Origin of the sequence: Pseudomonas sp. Irchel s3a12 (genome assembly GCF_900187485.1) — a bacterium.
GTDB lineage: Bacteria > Pseudomonadota > Gammaproteobacteria > Pseudomonadales > Pseudomonadaceae > Aquipseudomonas > Aquipseudomonas neuropathica.
Genome location: NZ_FYDN01000003.1, coordinates 343,354 through 362,821 on the forward strand (window position 1 = coordinate 343,354; position 19,468 = coordinate 362,821).

General features: G+C 60.0%; 20 protein-coding genes. 9 read left to right on the forward strand and 11 right to left on the reverse strand.

Going from position 1 to position 19,468, the window contains the following annotated elements:
* Positions 1–39 precede the first annotated feature (39 nt).
* Genes CKW14_RS07760 through CKW14_RS07775 form a run of 4 tightly spaced genes read left to right on the forward strand, consistent with a single transcriptional unit; the run spans position 40 to position 2,839 of the window.
* Positions 40–522, forward strand: coding sequence for a Fur family transcriptional regulator (locus tag CKW14_RS07760; protein WP_007911760.1), 483 nt, complete (start codon positions 40–42; stop codon positions 520–522).
* Complete coding sequence (znuC, locus tag CKW14_RS07765; protein ID WP_007911759.1) at positions 522–1,307, forward strand: zinc ABC transporter ATP-binding protein ZnuC; 786 nt, start codon at positions 522–524, stop codon at positions 1,305–1,307. The genes CKW14_RS07760 and znuC overlap by 1 nt, the downstream gene beginning before the upstream one ends.
* Positions 1,300–2,088 (forward strand): zinc ABC transporter permease subunit ZnuB, encoded by a 789-nt coding sequence (gene znuB, locus CKW14_RS07770; protein WP_007911758.1) that lies wholly within the window; start codon positions 1,300–1,302, stop codon positions 2,086–2,088. Before znuC ends, znuB begins: the two co-directional genes overlap by 8 nt.
* A gap of 37 nt (positions 2,089–2,125) precedes the next feature.
* On the forward strand, positions 2,126–2,839 hold the full coding sequence (locus CKW14_RS07775; protein WP_095049537.1) for a PA5502 family lipoprotein: 714 nt from the start codon (positions 2,126–2,128) through the stop codon (positions 2,837–2,839).
* Positions 2,840–2,961: 122 nt separating this feature from the next.
* Here CKW14_RS07775 and katE read toward each other — a convergent pair whose 3' ends face one another.
* Entirely contained in the window at positions 2,962–5,103 is a 2,142-nt protein-coding gene (gene katE / locus CKW14_RS07780) for a catalase HPII (RefSeq protein ID WP_095125113.1), read from the reverse strand.
* 260 nt (positions 5,104–5,363) lie between these two features.
* On the opposite strand from katE, the gene CKW14_RS07785 reads away from it, so the two are divergent.
* The 3 genes from CKW14_RS07785 (at position 5,364) to CKW14_RS07795 (ending at position 7,892) form a co-directional block, all read left to right on the forward strand.
* Positions 5,364–6,371, forward strand: coding sequence for a methionine ABC transporter ATP-binding protein (locus tag CKW14_RS07785; protein WP_095049536.1), 1,008 nt, complete (start codon positions 5,364–5,366; stop codon positions 6,369–6,371).
* Positions 6,371–7,045: a methionine ABC transporter permease gene (locus tag CKW14_RS07790; protein WP_016986455.1), complete on the forward strand. Its 675-nt coding sequence runs from the start codon at positions 6,371–6,373 to the stop codon at positions 7,043–7,045. Before CKW14_RS07785 ends, CKW14_RS07790 begins: the two co-directional genes overlap by 1 nt.
* 76 nt (positions 7,046–7,121) lie before the next feature.
* Positions 7,122–7,892, forward strand: coding sequence for a MetQ/NlpA family ABC transporter substrate-binding protein (locus CKW14_RS07795; protein ID WP_095125096.1), 771 nt, complete (start codon positions 7,122–7,124; stop codon positions 7,890–7,892).
* Positions 7,893–8,143: 251 nt separating this feature from the next.
* Here the strand turns inward: CKW14_RS07795 and CKW14_RS07800 are convergent, their stop codons facing one another.
* From CKW14_RS07800 to CKW14_RS07820, 5 genes are read right to left on the reverse strand one after another with little or no spacing between them, the layout of a single operon-like run.
* Positions 8,144–8,779 (reverse strand): SCO family protein, encoded by a 636-nt coding sequence (locus CKW14_RS07800; RefSeq protein WP_008081211.1) that lies wholly within the window; start codon positions 8,777–8,779, stop codon positions 8,144–8,146.
* Positions 8,776–9,675 (reverse strand): heme o synthase, encoded by a 900-nt coding sequence (gene cyoE, locus CKW14_RS07805; RefSeq protein WP_077575206.1) that lies wholly within the window; start codon positions 9,673–9,675, stop codon positions 8,776–8,778. Before cyoE ends, CKW14_RS07800 begins: the two co-directional genes overlap by 4 nt.
* Complete coding sequence (locus CKW14_RS07810; protein WP_095113101.1) at positions 9,663–10,742, reverse strand: heme A synthase; 1,080 nt, start codon at positions 10,740–10,742, stop codon at positions 9,663–9,665. The genes cyoE and CKW14_RS07810 overlap by 13 nt, the downstream gene beginning before the upstream one ends.
* A 10-nt stretch (positions 10,743–10,752) precedes the next feature.
* Positions 10,753–11,346, reverse strand: coding sequence for a hypothetical protein (locus tag CKW14_RS07815; RefSeq protein ID WP_095125097.1), 594 nt, complete (start codon positions 11,344–11,346; stop codon positions 10,753–10,755).
* Positions 11,312–12,052 (reverse strand): SURF1 family protein, encoded by a 741-nt coding sequence (locus CKW14_RS07820; RefSeq protein WP_095125098.1) that lies wholly within the window; start codon positions 12,050–12,052, stop codon positions 11,312–11,314. Before CKW14_RS07820 ends, CKW14_RS07815 begins: the two co-directional genes overlap by 35 nt.
* A 71-nt stretch (positions 12,053–12,123) precedes the next feature.
* Here CKW14_RS07820 and CKW14_RS07825 point away from each other — a divergent pair, with 71 nt between their 5' ends.
* Positions 12,124–12,327: a twin transmembrane helix small protein gene (locus CKW14_RS07825; RefSeq protein ID WP_095125099.1), complete on the forward strand. Its 204-nt coding sequence runs from the start codon at positions 12,124–12,126 to the stop codon at positions 12,325–12,327.
* A 9-nt stretch (positions 12,328–12,336) separates the two neighbouring features.
* Here the strand turns inward: CKW14_RS07825 and CKW14_RS07830 are convergent, their stop codons facing one another.
* The 4 genes from CKW14_RS07830 to coxB all read right to left on the reverse strand — a co-directional run bounded on the left by CKW14_RS07830 (position 12,337) and on the right by coxB (position 16,724).
* The gene (locus tag CKW14_RS07830; RefSeq protein WP_095049532.1) at positions 12,337–13,224 is read right to left on the reverse strand and encodes a cytochrome c oxidase subunit 3; all 888 of its coding nucleotides are present in this window, start codon (positions 13,222–13,224) and stop codon (positions 12,337–12,339) included.
* A 25-nt stretch (positions 13,225–13,249) separates the two neighbouring features.
* Positions 13,250–13,801: a cytochrome c oxidase assembly protein gene (locus CKW14_RS07835; protein WP_053125438.1), complete on the reverse strand. Its 552-nt coding sequence runs from the start codon at positions 13,799–13,801 to the stop codon at positions 13,250–13,252.
* 126 nt (positions 13,802–13,927) lie between these two features.
* On the reverse strand, positions 13,928–15,514 hold the full coding sequence (gene ctaD, locus CKW14_RS07840) for a cytochrome c oxidase subunit I (protein ID WP_007911725.1): 1,587 nt from the start codon (positions 15,512–15,514) through the stop codon (positions 13,928–13,930).
* Positions 15,515–15,596: 82 nt separating this feature from the next.
* Positions 15,597–16,724, reverse strand: a complete 1,128-nt coding sequence (gene coxB, locus CKW14_RS07845; protein ID WP_095049531.1) for a cytochrome c oxidase subunit II — start codon at positions 16,722–16,724, stop codon at positions 15,597–15,599.
* Between the two features lie 369 nt (positions 16,725–17,093).
* On the opposite strand from coxB, the gene CKW14_RS07850 reads away from it, so the two are divergent.
* Positions 17,094–17,744 (forward strand): hypothetical protein, encoded by a 651-nt coding sequence (locus CKW14_RS07850; protein WP_095049530.1) that lies wholly within the window; start codon positions 17,094–17,096, stop codon positions 17,742–17,744.
* A 123-nt stretch (positions 17,745–17,867) separates the two neighbouring features.
* Here CKW14_RS07850 and CKW14_RS07855 read toward each other — a convergent pair whose 3' ends face one another.
* On the reverse strand, positions 17,868–19,394 hold the full coding sequence (locus CKW14_RS07855; protein ID WP_095049529.1) for a SulP family inorganic anion transporter: 1,527 nt from the start codon (positions 19,392–19,394) through the stop codon (positions 17,868–17,870).
* Positions 19,395–19,468 lie beyond the last annotated feature (74 nt).

Here is a 19,468-nt window from a genome sequence, read left to right on the forward strand (position 1 = left end):
GTAACATAATAACGTCTCTATCAAAACTCGTCGCCGCCCATGCCTATTACACCGATTGCCAGCCGTCCCCACGACCACTCTCATTGCGTGCACAGCGCTTTGTCCGAGGCCGATACCTTGTGCGCCCAGAAAGGCTTGCGCCTGACCGCGTTGCGCCGCCGGGTGCTGGAACTGGTGTGGCAGAGCCACAAGCCGCTGGGCGCCTACGACATTCTTGCGGTGCTGAGCGAGCAGGATGGCCGCCGCGCCGCACCGCCGACGGTGTACCGCGCGCTGGATTTCCTCCTGGAAAACGGCCTGGTGCATCGCATTTCTTCGCTGAACGCCTTCGTCGGCTGCGTGCACCCGGAACACGCGCATCAGGGCCAGTTCCTGATCTGCCGCGATTGCCACGCTGCCATCGAGCTTGAGCAAAAAGTGATCAGTGACGCGATCATCAACAGCGCCAAAGACGTTGGTTTCATCGTCGAAGCGCAGACCGTCGAAGTCGTCGGCCTGTGCTCTGGTTGCCAGGGGGCTTGATGAGCAATGCGCTGATCCGTCTGGAACAGGTCGCCGTCACATTTGCCGGGCAGGCTGTGCTGGACAACATCGAGCTGAGCGTCGAGCCCGGGCAGATCGTTACCCTGATCGGCCCCAACGGCGCCGGCAAGACTACGCTGGTGCGCGCCGTGCTTGGTTTGTTGAAGCCGGACAGCGGCAGTGTCTGGCGCAAGCCGAAACTGCGCGTCGGCTACATGCCGCAAAAACTTCACGTCGATCCGACCTTGCCGCTTTCGGTGTTGCGTTTTCTGCGCTTGGTACCGGGCGTTGACCGCCCGCGTGCGCTGGCTGCGCTGAAAGAAGTTGGCGCCGAACACGTCATCGACAGCCCGGTGCAAAGCGTTTCCGGTGGTGAAATGCAGCGTGTGCTGCTGGCGCGGGCATTGCTGCGCGAGCCGGAATTGCTGGTACTCGACGAGCCGGTGCAGGGCGTCGATGTCGCGGGCCAAGCCGAGTTGTACAGCCTGATCACCCGTCTGCGCGACCGCCATGGCTGCGGCGTGTTGATGGTGTCCCACGATTTGCATTTGGTGATGAGCACCACCGATCAGGTGGTCTGCCTCAACCGTCACGTCTGCTGCTCCGGGCATCCCGAGCAGGTCAGTGGCGATCCGGCGTTCGTCGAGCTGTTCGGCAAGAACGCGCAGAGCCTGGCGGTTTATCACCACCATCACGACCACGCTCACGACCTGCACGGTTCGGTGGTCAAAGGGCCGGTTATTGGCCAACCTCACGTTCACGGAGACAACTGCAAGCATGGCTGATTTTCTGTTGTATGCCCTGCTTGCAGGTCTGGCGTTGGCGATCGTTGCAGGTCCGCTGGGTTCGTTCGTGGTCTGGCGGCGCATGGCGTATTTCGGCGACACCTTGTCCCACGCTGCCTTGCTCGGTGTGGCGTTGGGCTTTCTGCTGGATGTCAGCCCAACCGTTGCGGTGACCGTAGGCTGTCTGCTGCTGGCGGTGCTGCTGGTCACGCTGCAACAGCGCCAACCGCTGGCGTCTGACACGCTTTTGGGAATTCTCGCACCGAGCACGCTCTCTCTCGGCCTGGTGGTACTAAGCTTCATGCATGAAGTGCGGATCGACCTGATGGCCTATCTGTTCGGCGACCTGCTGGCGATCAGTCCAACCGATCTGGCGTGGATCCTCGGCGGCAGTGCGGCGGTGCTGGTGTTGCTGGTGACGCTGTGGCGGCCGTTGCTGGCGATTACCGTGCACGAAGAGTTGGCCAAGGTCGAAGGCCTGCCGGTTGCAGGTCTGCGCATGGCGCTGATGTTGTTGATTGCGGTGGTGATCGCGGTGGCGATGAAAATTGTCGGCGTGTTGCTGATTACCTCACTGCTGATCATCCCGGCGGCTGCGGCACAGCGTCACGCCCGCTCGCCGGAGCAGATGGCGCTGGGCGCGAGCCTGCTGGGCATGCTCGCCGTGTGTGGCGGGCTGGCGTTGTCGTGGTTCAAGGACACCCCGGCCGGCCCGTCAATCGTTGTGACGGCGGCCGCACTGTTTCTGTTGAGTTTTGTTCTGCCCCGTCGTGGGGTGTAGACTTGGCCGCTTTTTGCGCAAATAGAGAGTCGCAGGAATGAAGCCGTTCGCCTCCCGTTATCTGCTCCTTGTCGCATTTTCAGTGCTACTGGGCGCCTGCCAAAGCACGCCGCCGGTGGCCGAAGTCCCCGATGCGCGAGCTACGGCCATCGCACAGCTGGAGCAAAGCCTGGCCAGCAGCGAACTGGCCACTGCCGAAGATCAGTTGGCCGCTTTGCAGAAAGAAACCCCAAACGATCAATCCCTTGAGCAATACCAGCGGCAATTGGCCGAAGCGTATCTGCGTCGCAGCCAGATCGTGCTGCAGAAGGGCGATGTGAATGCTGCCGCTACGGCGTTAAGCCGTGCTCGCGCGTTGATGCCGAAAGCGCCGGCGCTGACCGGTGGCGTCAACGGTGCCATTACTGAAGCGCGCAAGGCTGAGCTGGAAAAGGCTGAGGCTGCATTGCTGGCCGCCGAGGCCAAGCCGAAAGCTAAAGTGATTGATCCGACCGCTGAGAGCACTACGGTTGCGCTGAACATCACCGATAGCCGCAAACTTCGTCGTCAACTCGACGCGATCGCCGCTGATGTGGTGAATTACGAGTGTGGGGTGACCATTCAGGCACCGCGCACCGATGACTATCCGTGGCTGGCGACTCTGCTGACCAAGCGGGTGAAGAAGTTGAACCCGGATTTTGATCTGAAGATCGTGAAACAGACCGTGCGCACAGTGCCGGCGCAGATGGTTCTGAGCCCGCGTAAACCCTAAGAAGCTTCGCGAGCAGGCTCGCTCCCACAGGGATCTCCAGAGAACACAAAATTCGTGTTTAAAGGAGAACCCTTGTGGGAGCGAGCCTGCTCGCGAAAGCGGTCTTTCTATTCCCGAAGATCTTAAGCCGGAATGGCTTTCGCCTTAGGCTCCCGCGCCCAAACCCGATGCTGCCCGATCGCCGCAAAGAACGGCTTGGTCAACGCTGGCACATCCTTGCCCTGCAGCAATCCGTCATCCGCCTCCAGTTTCAGCAGATCCTGCAATTGCTTGGCCTCGCCGTGCAACGCAATCGCCTTCAGATGCTTGTACGCCTCCAGCAGGTAGTGCAGCGCCACGCCATCACCGCTCAACGCCTTCACCGACGCCGCGCCACCCGGCACGAACACCGCGTCAAAAATCACCGACGGCATGCCTTCCATCGAAGCATCTACTGGCAACATTTTGCCGTCAGCGGTCTTCACCGGCGCTGAAGTTGGGCCGAGTAACTTGGCATGCGCACCTTCAGCCGCCAAAGCCTTCTTAATCGCATCAATCGCTGCACCATCGACGCCATTCGCGGCAAGAATCGCCACTTTTCGCGTCTTGATGTTTTCCGGCAACAGGTTGGCCTGACTCAATGACGGCGAATGATCGAAAGAGGTTTTACGAGCCTCGACCGTGCCTTTGCCTGGTGCCGGCAGACCTAGATTGGCCGCAACGCGCTTGGCCAGTTCGAGGTCAATGTTGGCCAGAATCTCGTTCACTTCCCGCACACGGATGAACTCGCGCTCAACCTTGCCCAGCTCGAAGCTGTAAGCGGCAATGATGTGCTCCTTCTCGTGATCGCTCATGCTGTTGAAGAATAGCGTCGCCTGGGAGAAGTGATCGCTGAACGACTCGCTGCGCTGGCGGATCTTGTTCGCATCGATGCGCTCTGGATAGCTTTCGAAACCGCCGTCTTGCGCGGCCGGCGGGGTTTCTTTCGGCCAGCCGCCATCAATCGAGTTCGGCTCATACGAGGCGCGGCCCTTGTCGATCACCGTGCGGTGCTGCGCATCACGCTGGCCATTGTGGAACGGCGCAACCGGCCGGTTGATCGGCAACTCGTGAAAATTCGGCCCACCGAGTCGGCTGATTTGCGTGTCGGTGTAGGAAAACAGCCGACCTTGCAGCAGCGGGTCATTGGAGAAGTCGATGCCCGGCACGATGTGGCCAGGGCAGAACGCGACCTGCTCGGTCTCGGCAAAGAAGTTGTCCGGGTTGCGGTTCAGCGTCATCTTGCCCAGCGGCGTGATCGGCACGATTTCTTCGGGGATCAGCTTGGTCGGGTCGAGGATATCGAAGTCGAAGTCGTGCTCGTTTTCCTCCTCGATGATCTGTACGCCGAGTTCCCATTCCGGGTAATCGCCCATTTCGATCGCTTCCCAGAGGTCGCGACGGTGGTAGTCGGTGTCTTTACCGGCAAGCTTCTGCGCCTCGTCCCACACCAGCGAACAAGTGCCGGCGGTAGGGCGCCAGTGGAATTTGACGAAGCGCGATTTGCCCTCCGCGTTGATCAGACGGAAGGTGTGCACGCCGAAGCCCTGCATGCTGCGCAGGCTTTTCGGGATCGCCCGGTCAGACATCGCCCAGATGACCATGTGCGCCGATTCCGGCACCAGCGAAACGAAATCCCAGAAGGTATCGTGAGCTGAGCCACCGGTTGGGATTTCATTGTGCGGTTCGGGTTTGACCGCGTGGACGAAGTCGGGAAACTTGATCGCGTCCTGAATAAAGAACACCGGCATGTTGTTGCCGACCAAGTCGAAGTTGCCTTCATCGGTGAAGAACTTCACCGCGAAACCGCGTACGTCACGCACGGTGTCGCCGGAACCGCGTGGGCCCTGAACCGTGGAAAAGCGCACGAACACTGGAGTCTTCTTACCCGGATCTTGTAGGAAACCGGCCTTGGTCAGCGTCGAATGGTTCTCGTAGGCCTGAAAGAAACCATGCGCGCCGGTGCCGCGCGCATGGACGATGCGTTCCGGGATCCGCTCATGGTCAAAATGCGTGATCTTTTCCCGCATGATGAAGTCTTCAAGCAGCGACGGCCCACGAGGGCCGGCCTTGAGGGTGTTCTGGTTGTCAGCGATCTTCACACCTTGGTTGGTGCGCAGGGCCTGGCCGGTGGCGTCGGAGCGAAACTTTTCCAGGCTGTCGAGTTTGGCGTTGGTGTTGGCGCGATCCGGGGCATCGGTTCCGGCCATCTGGCTTTTATCGGTCGTAGGCTTCTTGCTCATCAGTCGTAAACTCCTCGGTTGACCCCGATGCTGGCCGGGGACTCTTGAGTGGTTCCCGGGCACGGCACCCAGGGTTTTCAAGTCGCTTACTTAGTGACTGATGGGCTGCTTTGGACGTTCCTTTTTTATGACCTTTGATCTTGTTATTGCCAAATCGAAGGTTAATTGCGAAATAAATGCTAAGAACCTCTATACGGACAGGCTAAAATGCGCGCCCGGCTAACCGCTGATCCTTTTCTAACGCGCCCCACAAGGTTCGCTACGTGATCGAGTTTCAAAACGTCCACAAGACTTACCGCGTCGCCGGTAAGGACATTCCCGCGCTGCACCCGACCAGTCTCTCTATCGAGAACGGGCAGGTGTTCGGCCTCATCGGCCATTCCGGCGCGGGCAAAAGTACCCTGCTGCGTCTGATCAATCGCCTGGAGAACTCCAGTGGCGGCAAGATCATCGTCGACGGCGAAGAAGTCACCGCGCTCGACGCCAAAGGCCTGCGCCGTTTCCGCCAGCAAGTCGGGATGATCTTCCAGCACTTCAACCTGCTTGCCTCCAAGACCGTGGCCGACAACGTTGCGTTGCCGCTGACCCTGGCCGGCGAACTGTCGGGCAGCGAAATCGACAAGCGTGTTGCCGAATTGCTGGCGCGCGTCGGTCTGTCCGACCACGCCAAGAAGTACCCGGCGCAATTGTCCGGCGGTCAGAAGCAGCGCGTCGGCATCGCCCGCGCCCTGGCGACCAAGCCGAAGATTCTGCTGTGCGACGAGGCCACCAGTGCCCTCGACCCGCAGACCACCGCGTCGGTCCTGCAACTGCTGGCCGAGATCAACCGCGAACTGAAACTGACCATCGTCCTGATCACCCACGAGATGGACGTGATACGTCGCGTCTGCGATCAAGTGGCGGTGATGGACGCTGGCGTGATCGTCGAGCAAGGTTCGGTGGCCGATGTGTTCCTGCATCCAAAACACCCGACCACCAAGCGTTTTGTGCAGGAAAGCGAGCAGATCGACGAAAGCGAGCAGCGTGATGACTTCGCTCACGTGCCGGGCCGCATCGTGCGTCTGACCTTCCAGGGCGAAGCGACCTACGCGCCGTTGCTTGGCACCGTCGCCCGGGAAACCGGCGTCGACTACAGCATCCTCGCCGGTCGTATCGACCGCATCAAAGACATTCCGTACGGGCAATTGACCCTCGCCGTCACCGGTGGCGACATGGAAGCGGCGTTCGCCCGCTTCACCGCCGCTGACGTTCACATGGAGGTATTGCGCTAATGGAAGACCTGATCAGTTTCTTCACCAATATCGACTGGTACGAAATCTGGCTGGCAACCGGCGATACGATGCTGATGCTCGGTGGTTCGCTGCTGTTCACCGTATTGCTCGGCCTGCCGCTGGGCGTGTTGCTGTTTCTGTGCAGCCCGCGTCAGTTGCTGGAAAACCGTGGCCTCTACGCGTTCATGTCGCTGGCGGTGAACATCCTGCGTTCGCTGCCGTTCATCATTCTGTTGATCGTTATGATCCCGTTCACCGTGCTGATCACCGGCACGTCGCTGGGCGTGGCCGGTGCGATTCCGCCACTGGTGGTCGGTGCCACACCGTTCTTCGCACGTCTGGTGGAAACCGCGCTGCGTGAAGTCGATCGCGGGATCATCGAAGCGACCCAGTCGATGGGCGCGACCACGCGGCAGATCATCATGAACGCTTTGCTGCCGGAAGCCCGCCCGGGCATCTTCGCGGCGATTACGGTGACGGCGATTACACTGGTGTCCTACACGGCAATGGCCGGTGTGGTCGGTGCCGGTGGTCTCGGCGACCTGGCGATCCGTTTCGGTTACCAGCGTTTCCAGACAGACGTGATGATCGTCACCGTGGTGTTGCTGTTGATTCTGGTGCAAGTGCTGCAGATGGTCGGTGATCGACTGGTCGTGCATTTCTCGCGCAAATAAGCAGTTTTGTATTGAACAGATGAGCCGGCCATTCGCTGGCAGGCGCCAGACGGGCGCCTCATAAGGAGTTAGCTGAATGAAAAAACTGATCGCTGCTTTTGCTGCCGTTGCAGCATTCTCGGCCCACGCCGAAACCCTGACCGTTGCCGCCACTCCGGTGCCGCACGCAGAAATCCTCGAGTTCGTGAAGCCGGCGCTAGCCAAAGAAGGCGTGGAGCTGAAGGTCAAGGTCTTTACCGACTACATTCAGCCGAACGTACAGGTCGCGGAAAAGCGTCTGGACGCCAACTTCTTCCAGCACCAGCCGTATCTCGATGAGTTCAACAAGGCCAAGGGCACTAGTCTGGTTGCCGTGACCGGTGTGCACCTGGAGCCGCTGGGCGCTTACTCGAGCAAGCTCAAGGACCTGAAGGATCTGCCAAGCGGCGCCAACGTGGTGATCCCGAACGACGCCACCAACGGCGGCCGCGCGCTGTTGCTGCTGGCCAAGGCTGGCGTGATCACTTTGAAGGATCCGACCAACATCCTGTCGACCGTCAAAGACATTGCGACAAACCCGAAAGACCTGAAAATCCGTGAACTGGAAGCCGCGACCATCCCGCGCGTGCTGACCCAGGTCGATCTGGCGCTGATCAACACCAACTACGCGCTGGAAGCCAAGCTCGATCCGTCCAAGGATGCGCTGGTAATCGAAGGCAACGACTCGCCGTACGTGAACATCCTCGTGTCCCGCGCGGACAATAAGGACAGCGACGCGATGAAGAAACTCGCTGCTGCGCTGCACAGCCCGGAAGTGAAGAAATTCATTACCGAGAAGTACAAAGGCGCGGTGTTGCCGGCGTTCTGATTCAGGAATGCTGCAACGAAAAGGGGACGCCATGCGCGTCCCCTTTTTTGTGTCTTGTGCTTGGCTTTGGACCTGCTGTGAAGCTTCCCCTCACCCCAGCCCTCTCCCGAGGGAGAGGGGGCCGATCTTCAAGCTTTTCGAGCCTGAGTTCGACTCACAATTGCAGGTCGGCGCAACTCGAACAAACACCTCACCCTAGCCCTCTCCCTCTGGGAGAGGGCTAGGGTGAGGGGCTTTTCGCTCTTCAGCTTTTATTTGCGGTTAAGCATCACCGGCAGCTGCGCAACCAGTTTGGCATTATTCAACGGCGCCCGAATAAACCCCCGCTGCGTCCCGTCCGGGCCGATCACCGCGAGATTACCGCTGTGATCCACCGTGTAATTCGGCTTACTGGTATCCGCCGGAATAAACGGAATACTCACCGCGTTCGCCACCTTCTGCAGCTCTTCGATCGAAGTCGGCGTCAGGCCAATGAACTGGGGATCAAAATAGCCTAGGTACTGCTTCAACTGCTTGGGGTTATCGCGGTTCGGATCAACGCTGACCAGCACGATCTGCAACTTATCCACAGCGTCTTTCGGCAGCTCACTCTTGATCTGCCGCAGCTGCGCCAACGTTGTCGGGCAGATGTCCGGGCAGAACGTGTAGCCGAAGAACAGCAGGCTCCACTTGCCTTTCAACTCGTTGATCGCCACCGGTTTGCCGTCCTGATCGGTCATCGTCACATCCGGCAGATTGCGGCTCTGCGGCAGCAGGATAATGCCGGCGTCGATCAGCGCAGTCGGGTCGCCCTGGCCCTTGCCGCTCAGTACTTTGTTGACGGTAAGTCCCAGGATCAGCGCGATCACGGCGACGAGGATGAAGACGGTTTTCTGGGTTCGAGTCATAGGTTCAACAGTAAGTAGTGGTCTACGAGCAGGGCAATGAACAGCAGAAACAAGTACCAAATAGAGTACTTGAAGGTGTTGATCGCCGCGTGCGGCCGAGTGCCACGGTACAGCACCACGGCCCATTGCAGAAACCTTGCGCCGAGGGCGAGGGCGCAAATCAGGTAGAGCATGCCGCTCATGTGAATCACGTAAGGCAGCAGACTTACCGCCAGCAGCGCAAAGGTGTACAGCAGAATGTGTACTTTGGTGTAGTGCTCGCCGTGGGTGACCGGCAGCATCGGGATGTCGGCCTTGGCGTATTCCTCTTTGCGATGGATCGCCAGCGCCCAGAAGTGCGGCGGCGTCCAGGCGAAGATGATCAGCACCAGCAACAACGGTTCGGCACTGACGTGGCCGGTGGCAGCCGTCCAGCCGAGCAGCGGTGGCGCGGCGCCGGCGAGGCCACCGATAACGATGTTCTGTGGCGTCGCGCGTTTGAGGAAACCGGTGTAGATCACTGCGTAACCGAGCAGCGAAGCCAGGGTCAGCCAAGCCGTCAGCGGGTTGGTGAAGGTCAGCAACAAGGCCTGCCCGAGCAGCGCCAGCACCAGTGCAAAGGTCAGCGCCGCCGCGGGCGACACCCGGCCTTCCGCCAATGGCCGTTTGTGTGTGCGCGCCATCACCGCATCGATGCGCCGATCGACCACATGGTTGACCGCCGCCGCGCCACCGGCACACAACGCAATGCCCAGATTACCGAACACCAGTACCGTCCACGGCACCCCGGCGCGGGTCGCGAGGAACATGCCGACCAGCGAGGTGATCAGCATCAGCACTACGACTTTCGGTTTGGTCAGCTCCAGATAATCACGCCAGATCGCCTGATGCGGGCGCTCGCCAATCAGAATCGCCACGGTGTTTCTCCTTTTATGGTGATGGGCGCGGCCGCGTGTTTGCGCGGGCTCAGGCGCCAGCGCGCGAGCACCGGTTGTTTGACCCGGACCAGGCTGGTGCGCGCGTGGTAATTGACCAGCACCATGGTCAGCAACAGCGCCGCACCGCCAGCGTTATGCGCGACCGCCACCGGCAGCGGCAGATGGAACAACACGTTGCTGATGCCGAGGGTGATCTGTGCGGCGAGGGCGATCAGCACGAGGCCGGCCAGCCGCGTCATGCCAACCACTTTCAATTGCCAAGCGAGACCGAGCAGCACCAGCGTCACCAGCAGCGCGCCGATACGATGAGTCAGGTGAATCGCCGTGCGTGCATCGCTGTCGAGTTGCCCACCCAGATAATTCGGGCCGATGTGCTGGGTCAGGTGAAAACCGTTGGCGAAATCCGCCGGTGGCAACCATTGCCCGTGGCAGGTCGGGAAATCAATGCAGGCCACCGCCGCGTAGTTGGAACTGACCCAGCCACCCAGCGCAATCTGGCCGATCACCAACAACAATCCCGCCGTCGCCCAATACTGCAAACGCTTGGGCACGGTCAGCGCCGGCAGCACACCGGACAATCGCAACGTCAGTAAAAACAGCAGACTCAGCGTCGCAAAGCCGCCGAGCAAATGCCCGGTGACCACCTGCGGCCAGAGCTTGAGCGTCACCGTCCACATGCCGAACGCCGCTTGCGCGAACACTACGGCCAGCAGGAACAGCGGCAACTTCAACGGCTGCCCCGGATGACGACGGTTAACCCACGCGCGTCCGGCCAGAATCGAAATAAGCAGGCCGAGGGTGCCGGCGAAATAGCGGTGGATCATCTCGTTCCAGCCCTTGTGCGCCTCCACTGGCGAGTCGGGGTAATGCAGTTCGGCATGGGCCAGTTGGGCTTCGCTTTTCGGCACGCTGATAAACCCGTAGCAGCCCGGCCAGTCCGGACAGCCTAAGCCTGCGTGGGTCAGGCGCGTGTAGGCGCCGAGCAGCACCACAATAAGTGCCAGCAGGGTGGCAAACAGCGCGAGGCGAAATCCAGGTTTGGCCATGACGATGCCCTTATCCGATGTTCGACAGTTTCAGCAGGTGCCGCAGGTCGTTGAGCAGATCCTTGCCTTTTACATTCGGCTCGTAACGCAGTACGAGATTGCCGTGAGGGTCGATGATCCACAGTTGCGGCGTGGCTTTGTCGCCGGTTGTCTTGCTGAACACACCGGCGTCCAGCGGGTAGCGTTGCAGTTGCGGATATTCGCGGGTCAGCTTGGCGTCGTAATCAGCGCTCACCGGTTGCGCAGCAGCAAGGGCGTGGCTTGCGCGGCCGGCATCGCGACCGAGGCCGATCTGGATCTGCCGCGCCAGATACACCAGTTGCTGGCAGTCCACCGCGCAGTCTTTCGGTGCGGTGACCAGTATCTGCCAGCGCTCTTCCTCCGCTTGCACGCCGAGGTCGGCGCGGGTCTGGCCGTTGCCGATCAGTTCGCCGTGATAGCTGCGACCTTCTGGCACCCAGAACTGCAATTTGTACATGCCGGTGGCGAGCACCATCGGCCCGATCACGCCAAGCACAATCAGCAATAACTGAATGCGCCCGCGACGACGGGTGGCGGCAGGCTTCGCCTCAGACATGCTGGGTGGATTCATGGCCGTTCCCATGGTGGTTCTCCTTTGCGTTGTGCAAGCCCAAATAGACGTAGAGGCCGAGCAGGGCGGTGGCCATGGCGAACCACTGCACGGCGTAACCGAGGTGTTTTTCCGGGCCCATGGCGACCACCGGCCAATCGGCCTCGTAGCTGGCCGGGCCGGGTTCGGCGCGTAATTCGTAGGTGAAGCCGTCGCGCTCAAGGGTTTTCCACAGCTTGACGGGTTCGACGGCAGTGATGGTTTGCGGCCAGGTGCTGCTGACCGGGTCGGCGTGCAACTGAAAAGTGGCGCCAGGGGCGACGTAGACCCAGGCATCGACATTCAACGCTTCACTGGGCGTAGTGAATTGTGGCGGCACGCGGCGATCCGGCCACGGCAGCCAGCCGCGATTGACCAGCAGCCACAATCCGGTGCGTTGATCCTGAAAGGGTTGCAGCAACTCGACGCCGACCTTGCCGTTACGCTGGCGGTTATCCAGCAGCAAACTGTGCGCAGCATCGAACTGGCCGTGCAGATGCACGCGGCGATAAGCCGGATCAGCGCTATTGAGCAGTTCGCTGCTGGCCATCGGTTCGGCAGCGCGGCGTTCCGCGTAACTGGCGAGCAGGGCGGTTTTCTCGGCACCCCGACTCAATTGCCATAAGCCTAGCGAAACCAGCAGCGGCAGCAACAACGCCACCACCACGGTCGGTATCACGCCTGGGCGAAAGCGCTTCATGGCTGCGCCACAAAGTCAGTCGTTGCGATCGCTATACTCAACTGCATCGCCTGTCCCCCGGAGTTCTTCCCATGCTCAAAACAGCCATCGTCCTGATGCTGATTGCCACGGTGATCAGCCTGTTCAGCGGCCTGTTTTTCCTGGTCAAGGACGACAGCAGTTCCAATCACCTGGTCATCGCCTTGAGTGTTCGGGTGGCATTGGCCGCCGCCACCGTCGGCTTGATCGCCTGGGGCTTTTACAGCGGCCAACTGGTGTCGCATGCGCCTTGGTAGCTCTGGTCCTCAGAGCACGTAAACGAAGATAAAGAGCCCGATCCACACCACGTCGACGAAGTGCCAATACCAGCTCGCCGCTTCGAAACCGAACTGGTGCTCGTTGTCGAAGTGGCCCTTCATGATGCGCATCAGCATCACAAACAGAATGATCGTGCCGATGGTCACGTGGGCGCCGTGGAAACCGGTGAGCATGAAGAACGTCGCGCCATAAATGCCCGAACCGAGGGTCAGGCCCAGTTCGTGATAGGCGTGAATGTATTCCTCAGCCTGGAAACCGAGAAACGCGCAGCCGAGCAGCACGGTGATCGCCAGCCAGATTTTCAGTGCGCCGCGATGGCCCTTCTTCAAGGCATGGTGAGCGATGGTGATGGTCACACTGGAGCTGACCAGCAGGATCGTGTTGATCAGCGGCAGGCCCCACGGGCTGATGACGTCCTTGGGCGGCGGGAACAGTTTCGGATCCGGCGTGTGCAGCAGCGGCCAGGTGAACTGGAAGTTCGGCCAGAGCATGTGCGCGATGCCTTTGGTGCCTTCACCGCCGAGTGCTGGTCCGGAAACGTGCCGCACATAAAACAGCGCGCCGAAGAAGGCAGCGAAGAACATCACCTCGGAGAAGATGAACCAACTCATGCCCCAGCGAAACGAGCGATCCAGCTGCGCGCTGTAAAGCCCCGCGCGGCTTTCCTTGATCACCGCCCCAAACCAGCCGAACAGCATGTACGCCAGCAACAGGCTGCCGACGAAAAAGATGTACGGGCCGTGGGATTCCGGGCGCGTCGCCTTCAGATCGTTGAACCAGACGGCCAGACCATAAACGGTGATGGCCATGCCGAAGGTGGCAATGATCGGCCATTTGCTTTGGGGCGGAACGTAATAATGCTCATGAGTTGCCATTTATTGTTCTCCTTATCGGGCACGCTCAACCGCCAGTGTTTACAGCCACCGGCGGATGTCGGGCGGTGATATCGAACAGCGTGTAGGACAGCGTCAGGTGCTTCACATCCTTGGGCATGTCGCGGTCAACAATGAAGCGCACTGGCATCTCGATCTGCTGACCGGGCTGCAGCACCTGCTGGGTAAAGCAAAAGCATTCGGTCTTGTGGAAATACGCCGCCGCGTTGCTCGGCGCGATGCTCGGTACGGCTTGCGCACTCATCGGTTTGTCAGTGGGATTGCGTGCGATAAAGATCATCTCGTTGACCGCGCCGGGATTGGCGGTGAGTTCGTCATGCTTGGGGTAGAAATCCCACGGCATGTCGACGTTATTGGTCGACAGAAACTGCACACGGACCTGGCGGGAAGTGTCGACCACCTGCTCACCCTCGTACTGCCCACCGGTCTTGCCATTGATGCCGAAGGCTTTGCACATCACGTCGTAGATCGGCACCAGGGCAAAACCGAACACAAACATCGCCACCACCACGCCGAGCAGGCGGGTGACGAGTTTTTTCATCGAGATCGAATCAGCCATGGTTCATGCCTCTCATCAGATCCCTTGTGGGAGCGAGCCTGCTCGCGAAGCAGACAACTCGGTGCATCAGATGAACCGCGTCATCGTTCTTCGCGAGCAGGCTCGCTCCCACAGGGAGATCTGTGTTCATTTCACTTCCGGCGGTGTGGTGAAGGTGTGATACGGCGCCGGTGACGGCACGCTCCACTCCAGACCTTCCGCACCATCCCAAGGCTTGGCCGGTGCTGGCGGGCCGCCGCGAATGGTCTTGATGACGATGAACAGGAAGAATATCTGCGTCGCGCCGAACATGAACGCGCCAATCGAGGAGACCATGTTGAAGTCGGCGAACTGCAGGTTGTAGTCCGGAATCCGTCGCGGCATTCCCGCAAGCCCGACGAAGTGCATCGGGAAGAAGGTCAGGTTCATGCCGACGAACGACAGCCAGAAATGCAGCTTGCCGAGGGTTTCGTCGTACATGTGGCCGGTCCATTTCGGCAGCCAGTAGTAAGTCGAGGCGAAGATCCCGAAGATCGCCCCCGGCACCAGCACGTAGTGGAAGTGCGCGACCACAAAGTAGGTGTCCTGGTACTGGAAGTCTGCCGGGGCGATGGCCAGCATCAGTCCGGAGAAACCGCCGATGGAAAACAGGATCACGAACGCCACCGCGAACAGCATCGGCGTTTCGAAGGTCAGCGAGCCTTGCCACATGGTGCTGGCCCAGTTGAACACCTTCACCCCGGTCGGCACCGCGATCAGCAGCGTGGCGTACATGAAGAACAGCTCGCCCACCAACGGAATGCCGACCACGAACATGTGGTGCGCCCAGACGATGAACGACAGGAAGGCGATGCTCGCCGTCGCGTAGACCATCGAGGTGTAGCCGAACAGCGGCTTGCGCGAGAAGGTCGGGATGATCGAGCTGACGGCGCCGAAGGCCGGCAGGATCATGATGTACACCTCGGGATGCCCGAAGAACCAGAACACATGCTGGAACAACACCGGGTCACCGCCACCGGCAGCACTGAAGAAACTGGTTCCGAAGTGGATGTCCATCAGCATCATCGTCACGCACCCGGCCAGCACCGGCATCACCGCGATCAGCAGGAACGCGGTGATCAGCCAGGTCCAGACGAACAGCGGCATTTTCATCAGCGTCATGCCGGGAGCGCGCAGGTTGAGGATGGTCGCGACCACGTTGATCGCGCCCATGATCGAACTGATCCCCATCAAGTGGATGGCGAAGATGAAGAAGGTCACGCTTTCCGGTGCATAAGTCGTCGACAGCGGCGCATAGAACGTCCAGCCGAAGTTCGGCCCGCCACCCGGGGTGAACAGGGTCGACACCAGGATCAGGAACGCCGCCGGCAGCAGCCAGAAGCTGAAGTTGTTCATCCGTGGCAGGGCCATGTCCGGCGCGCCGATCATCAACGGGATCATCCAGTTGGCGAGGCCGACGAAGGCCGGCATCACCGCACCGAAGACCATCACCAGACCATGCATGGTGGTCATCTGGTTGAAGAACGCCGGTTCGACGATCTGCAGCCCTGGCTGGAACAGTTCGGCGCGAATCACCATCGCGAACGTACCGCCGAGCAGGAACATGGAGAACGCAAACCACAGGTACAGCGTGCCGATGTCCTTGTGGTTGGTGGTCAGCACCCAGCGCATCAGGCCTTTGGCGGGGCCGTGGGCGTGGTCGGCATGACCGTGGTCATCGATGACAGCGCTCATGGCCGGTCTCCTTTACGTGAGTGGGTGGGGCGGGCCGGGGCGCGCTGCCCCGGCCGGTTCACGAGGTACGCGATAGACCGGCTCATTTGCTTTCCGCCTGTTTCAGCTCCAGCACTTCTTTTGGCGTGACCATGTCGCCCTTGTTGTTGCCCCAGGCGTTACGTTCGTAGGTCACGACCGCTGCGATATCGACTTCCGACAGCTGCTTGCCGAACGCCGCCATGGCGGTGCCGGGTTTGCCGTGGAAGACAATGCTCAAGTGATCCTTGATCGGGCCGGTGGCAATTTTCGAGCCCTTGAGCGCCGGGAACATCGGCGGCAGGCCTTGGCCTTCGGCCTGGTGACAGGCAACGCAGGTGGTGTGGTAGACCTTGTCGCCGCGCTCCTTGAGTTCGTCGAGGGTCCATTCCTTGCTGGTCAGCTCTTTAAGCTGCGCGGCCTCGGCTTTGCGCTCGGCGAGCCACTTGTCGTAGTCGGCCTTGTCCTTGACCTCGACCACGATCGGCATGAAGCCGTGATCCTTGCCGCACAGTTCGGCGCACTGGCCACGGTAAATGCCGGGCTTGTCGATGCGCGTCCACGCCTCGTTGACGAATCCCGGGATCGCATCGCGTTTCACCGCGAAGGCCGGCACCCACCAGGAGTGAATGACGTCGGCGGAAGTCACGAGGAAGCGCACTTTGGCGCCGGTCGGCAGCACCAACGGCTTGTCGACCTCGAGCAAGTAATGCTCGCTCTTGGTTTCCTTGTTGTGGATCTGCTCGGCGGGGGTGGCCAGGTTGCTGAAGAACTCGACGTCCTGGCCCAGGTATTTGTAGTGCCACTTCCACTGATAACCGGTGATCTGGATATCGATATCCGGCTCACTGGTGTCGTACATCTTGATCAAGGTGGCGGTCGCCGGTACGGCCATCGCCACCAGAATCAGGAACGGTACGACGGTCCAGAGAATTTCGACGGTAGTGCTTTCGTGGAATTTTGCGGCGACCTGCCCGGTAGAACGGCGGTGCACCATCATCGACCAGAACATGGCGCCGAAGACGATGATCCCGATCACCACACAGATCCAGAAAATGGTCATGTGCAGGTCGAATACTGCGTGACTGATTTCAGTCGCTCCAGGCGCCATATTCACAGTCCAGGCAGCGTGTGCCGGACTGAAAATCGACCACAACAGGAGGCCCATCCAGACGTGTGGATGTCGCATCATTGCGGGTTCCCCTTATCGTTCTTGTTATCCCGCCGGCTTTCGCCTGCGGCAAGGGAGCGGCTGCATCAGACTACGAACTTGAATCGCCGGGCCTTGCTGCGGGTGCAGTCGGGCGTCATCAGCTAACTCCATTCAATGGCGAGTATAGACAGCGACGGGAAATTGCAATGTGCGCACGTAAATCAGCTGAAACAGCTGGCACTTGCGTTCAAGGGCACGAATGGAGAAGGATGCAGACGAGTGGTGGCAAACCGATATAACGCAGGTGCATCAAGGATGAAATAATTATGACAAATGCGTCTTAGCATTTTTCGTAAGCCAGCTAAGTTATGTCTTCCCTATTTCATTGCCTTGTTTCCTGGAGTTTTCATGAACACCGCCGCATTGCGCGAGCAGATCCAAAAAGCCCAACAACACGAAAAAGAAACCGGCCTGCTGACCCGTCAGCTGGAAAGCAAGCTGCCTCATTTACACCCGGCGATCCAATTGCCGGAAGCCGACGCCAACGGTGTGCTGACGCGTTTTGTCGCCGCCTACATTGATGAAGTGCCAGACCTGCTGGATGCAGCCAATGAAGTTGCCAGGGAAGCGGGAATCGAATCGCAGATCAAACCGGTGCTGAAAATCGCCGAGCAGTATTTCCTCCAGCCGCCAGCCATCATGGCCGGGCACGTTGGCCTGGATAGCCTGCTCGACGAAGCCTATCTGGCGCACCGTTTTGTTGAAGAGGTCAACGACCTGTACATCAAGCATTTCGGCCAGCCACTGATCCCCTTGGACATGACGGTCGCTAACTTGATTGCTCACCAATTGATCGGTGAGGAATTTGCCAACCAACTGGACGAAGCGGTGCATCACGCCATCGACGAGATGCTCAACGACGAGAGTTTTGCCTTGGAGTCGGTAGAAGCCTACCGCGGCAAACTCAGCAGCCCGGACACCGGCGCCGCGTGGAAACGCTGGCCATGCATGAGCCGACGCCTGGGTGTGGGCCTGGAACTGGACCAGCCTGCTGCTTGAGTTCACACGATCCAATGTAGGAGCTGCCGCAGGCTGCGATCTTTTGATCTTGATTGTTAAAAACAACATCAAAAGATCGCAGCCTGCGGCAGCTCCTACAGGGGTTGAGTTCAACCAGCAAATTTAGCCGGCAGCGCCGATTCCGGTAGTTGTGCGAATCCGTCCCTCAAGCCTGCGCTTCAACCCGCGCGACTCAATCAACAGCTTCGAGCCCTTCGCCGCATTCGCCCGGCCCCACTCCTCCAGCAACTCCAGACACGAATGGTCGATGTAGCTCAGGTTATTGAGCGGCACATGCACCGTCGTCCCCTGCGGAATACTGCCCAGTACTTGCGTCAACGCCGGCACTTTGAGGAATGTCGCCGCGCCGACCAGACGCAACTCCATCTCGCCGTCCTGCGGCAGATCGATCAGGCTGATCTTCAATCGCGAAGCCTTGAACGCCAGTTTCAACATCGTCAGACCGAAACCGATCAACACCCCGGTCAGCAGGTCAGTGAAGATTATCGACAGCGCCGTCGCCGCATAGGTGAACATCGGCATCCGCCCATAACGACCCAGACCTCGAAACGCTTTGAGATCGACCAGTTTGAACCCGGTGTACACCAGCACACCCGCCAGACTCGCCACCGGAATGCTTTGCAGCACACTCGACAGCAACAGCACGAACGCCAGCAGCCACAGACCATGGAAGATCGTCGAGTAACGCGTGGTCGCACCAGCCTGTACGTTGGCCGAACTGCGCACGATCACCCCGGTCATCGGCAGTGCCCCGAGCAGACCGCAGAGCATGTTGCCGACACCTTGCGCCGACAGCTCACGGTCGAAGTCCGAACGCACGCCGCTGTGCATACGATCCACCGCAGCGGCGGACAACAGGGTTTCGGCGCTGGCGATAAACGCCACGGCGAACGCGGCGATCAGCAGCGTAGGATCGGCCAGGCTGAGCAGGTCCGCCGGTTTCAGCCAATCAATGGCTTCGGCCAGATTCGCCGGTACTTCAACACGTTTGACCTGCAACGCCAGCAGCAGACTGGCAGCTGTCGCCAGACCCACGCCGAGCAATGCACCGGGCACGAAACGTAGCGAATGCGGGCGAAATTTTTCCCATAGCCACATCACCGCAATCGTCGACAGCCCGAGGAGTCCGGCCTGCCAGCCGAACGACGGCAAGGCTTGCGCCACGGCTGCCGGGAATGCCGTGAGGTTGTCCAGTCCAGACGGTTTTGGTGAGGCATCGAGCATCACATGCACCTGCGACAGCACGATCAATACGCCAATCCCCGCCAGCATCCCGTAAACCACCGCTGGCGCCGTAACCCGAAACCAGCAACCGAGTTTCAAGCGCCCGGCCACCAGTTGCAGGAAACCGGCGAGCAGCAGAATCGGCCCTAGCATTTCAATGCCGTGCTGGCGCACCAGTTCAAACACCAACACCGCCAGACCCGCCGCCGGCCCGCTGACCTGCAAAGGCGAACCCGCCAGCCAGCCAACCACCAGACCGCCGATGATCCCGGTGATCAGACCTTTGGCCGGTGGCAATCCTGACGCAATCGCGATACCCATGCACAGCGGCAACGCGACCAGAAACACAACCACTGAAGCGAGCAACTCCCGTGGCAACACCGCTTTCAATTGAGCCGCACGCATGGCGATTCTCCCGAAGTTTTCTTCAGGCATGGCTTCGCCGAACCGCTGAAACAGCGGCCGGCGTCAAACCACAC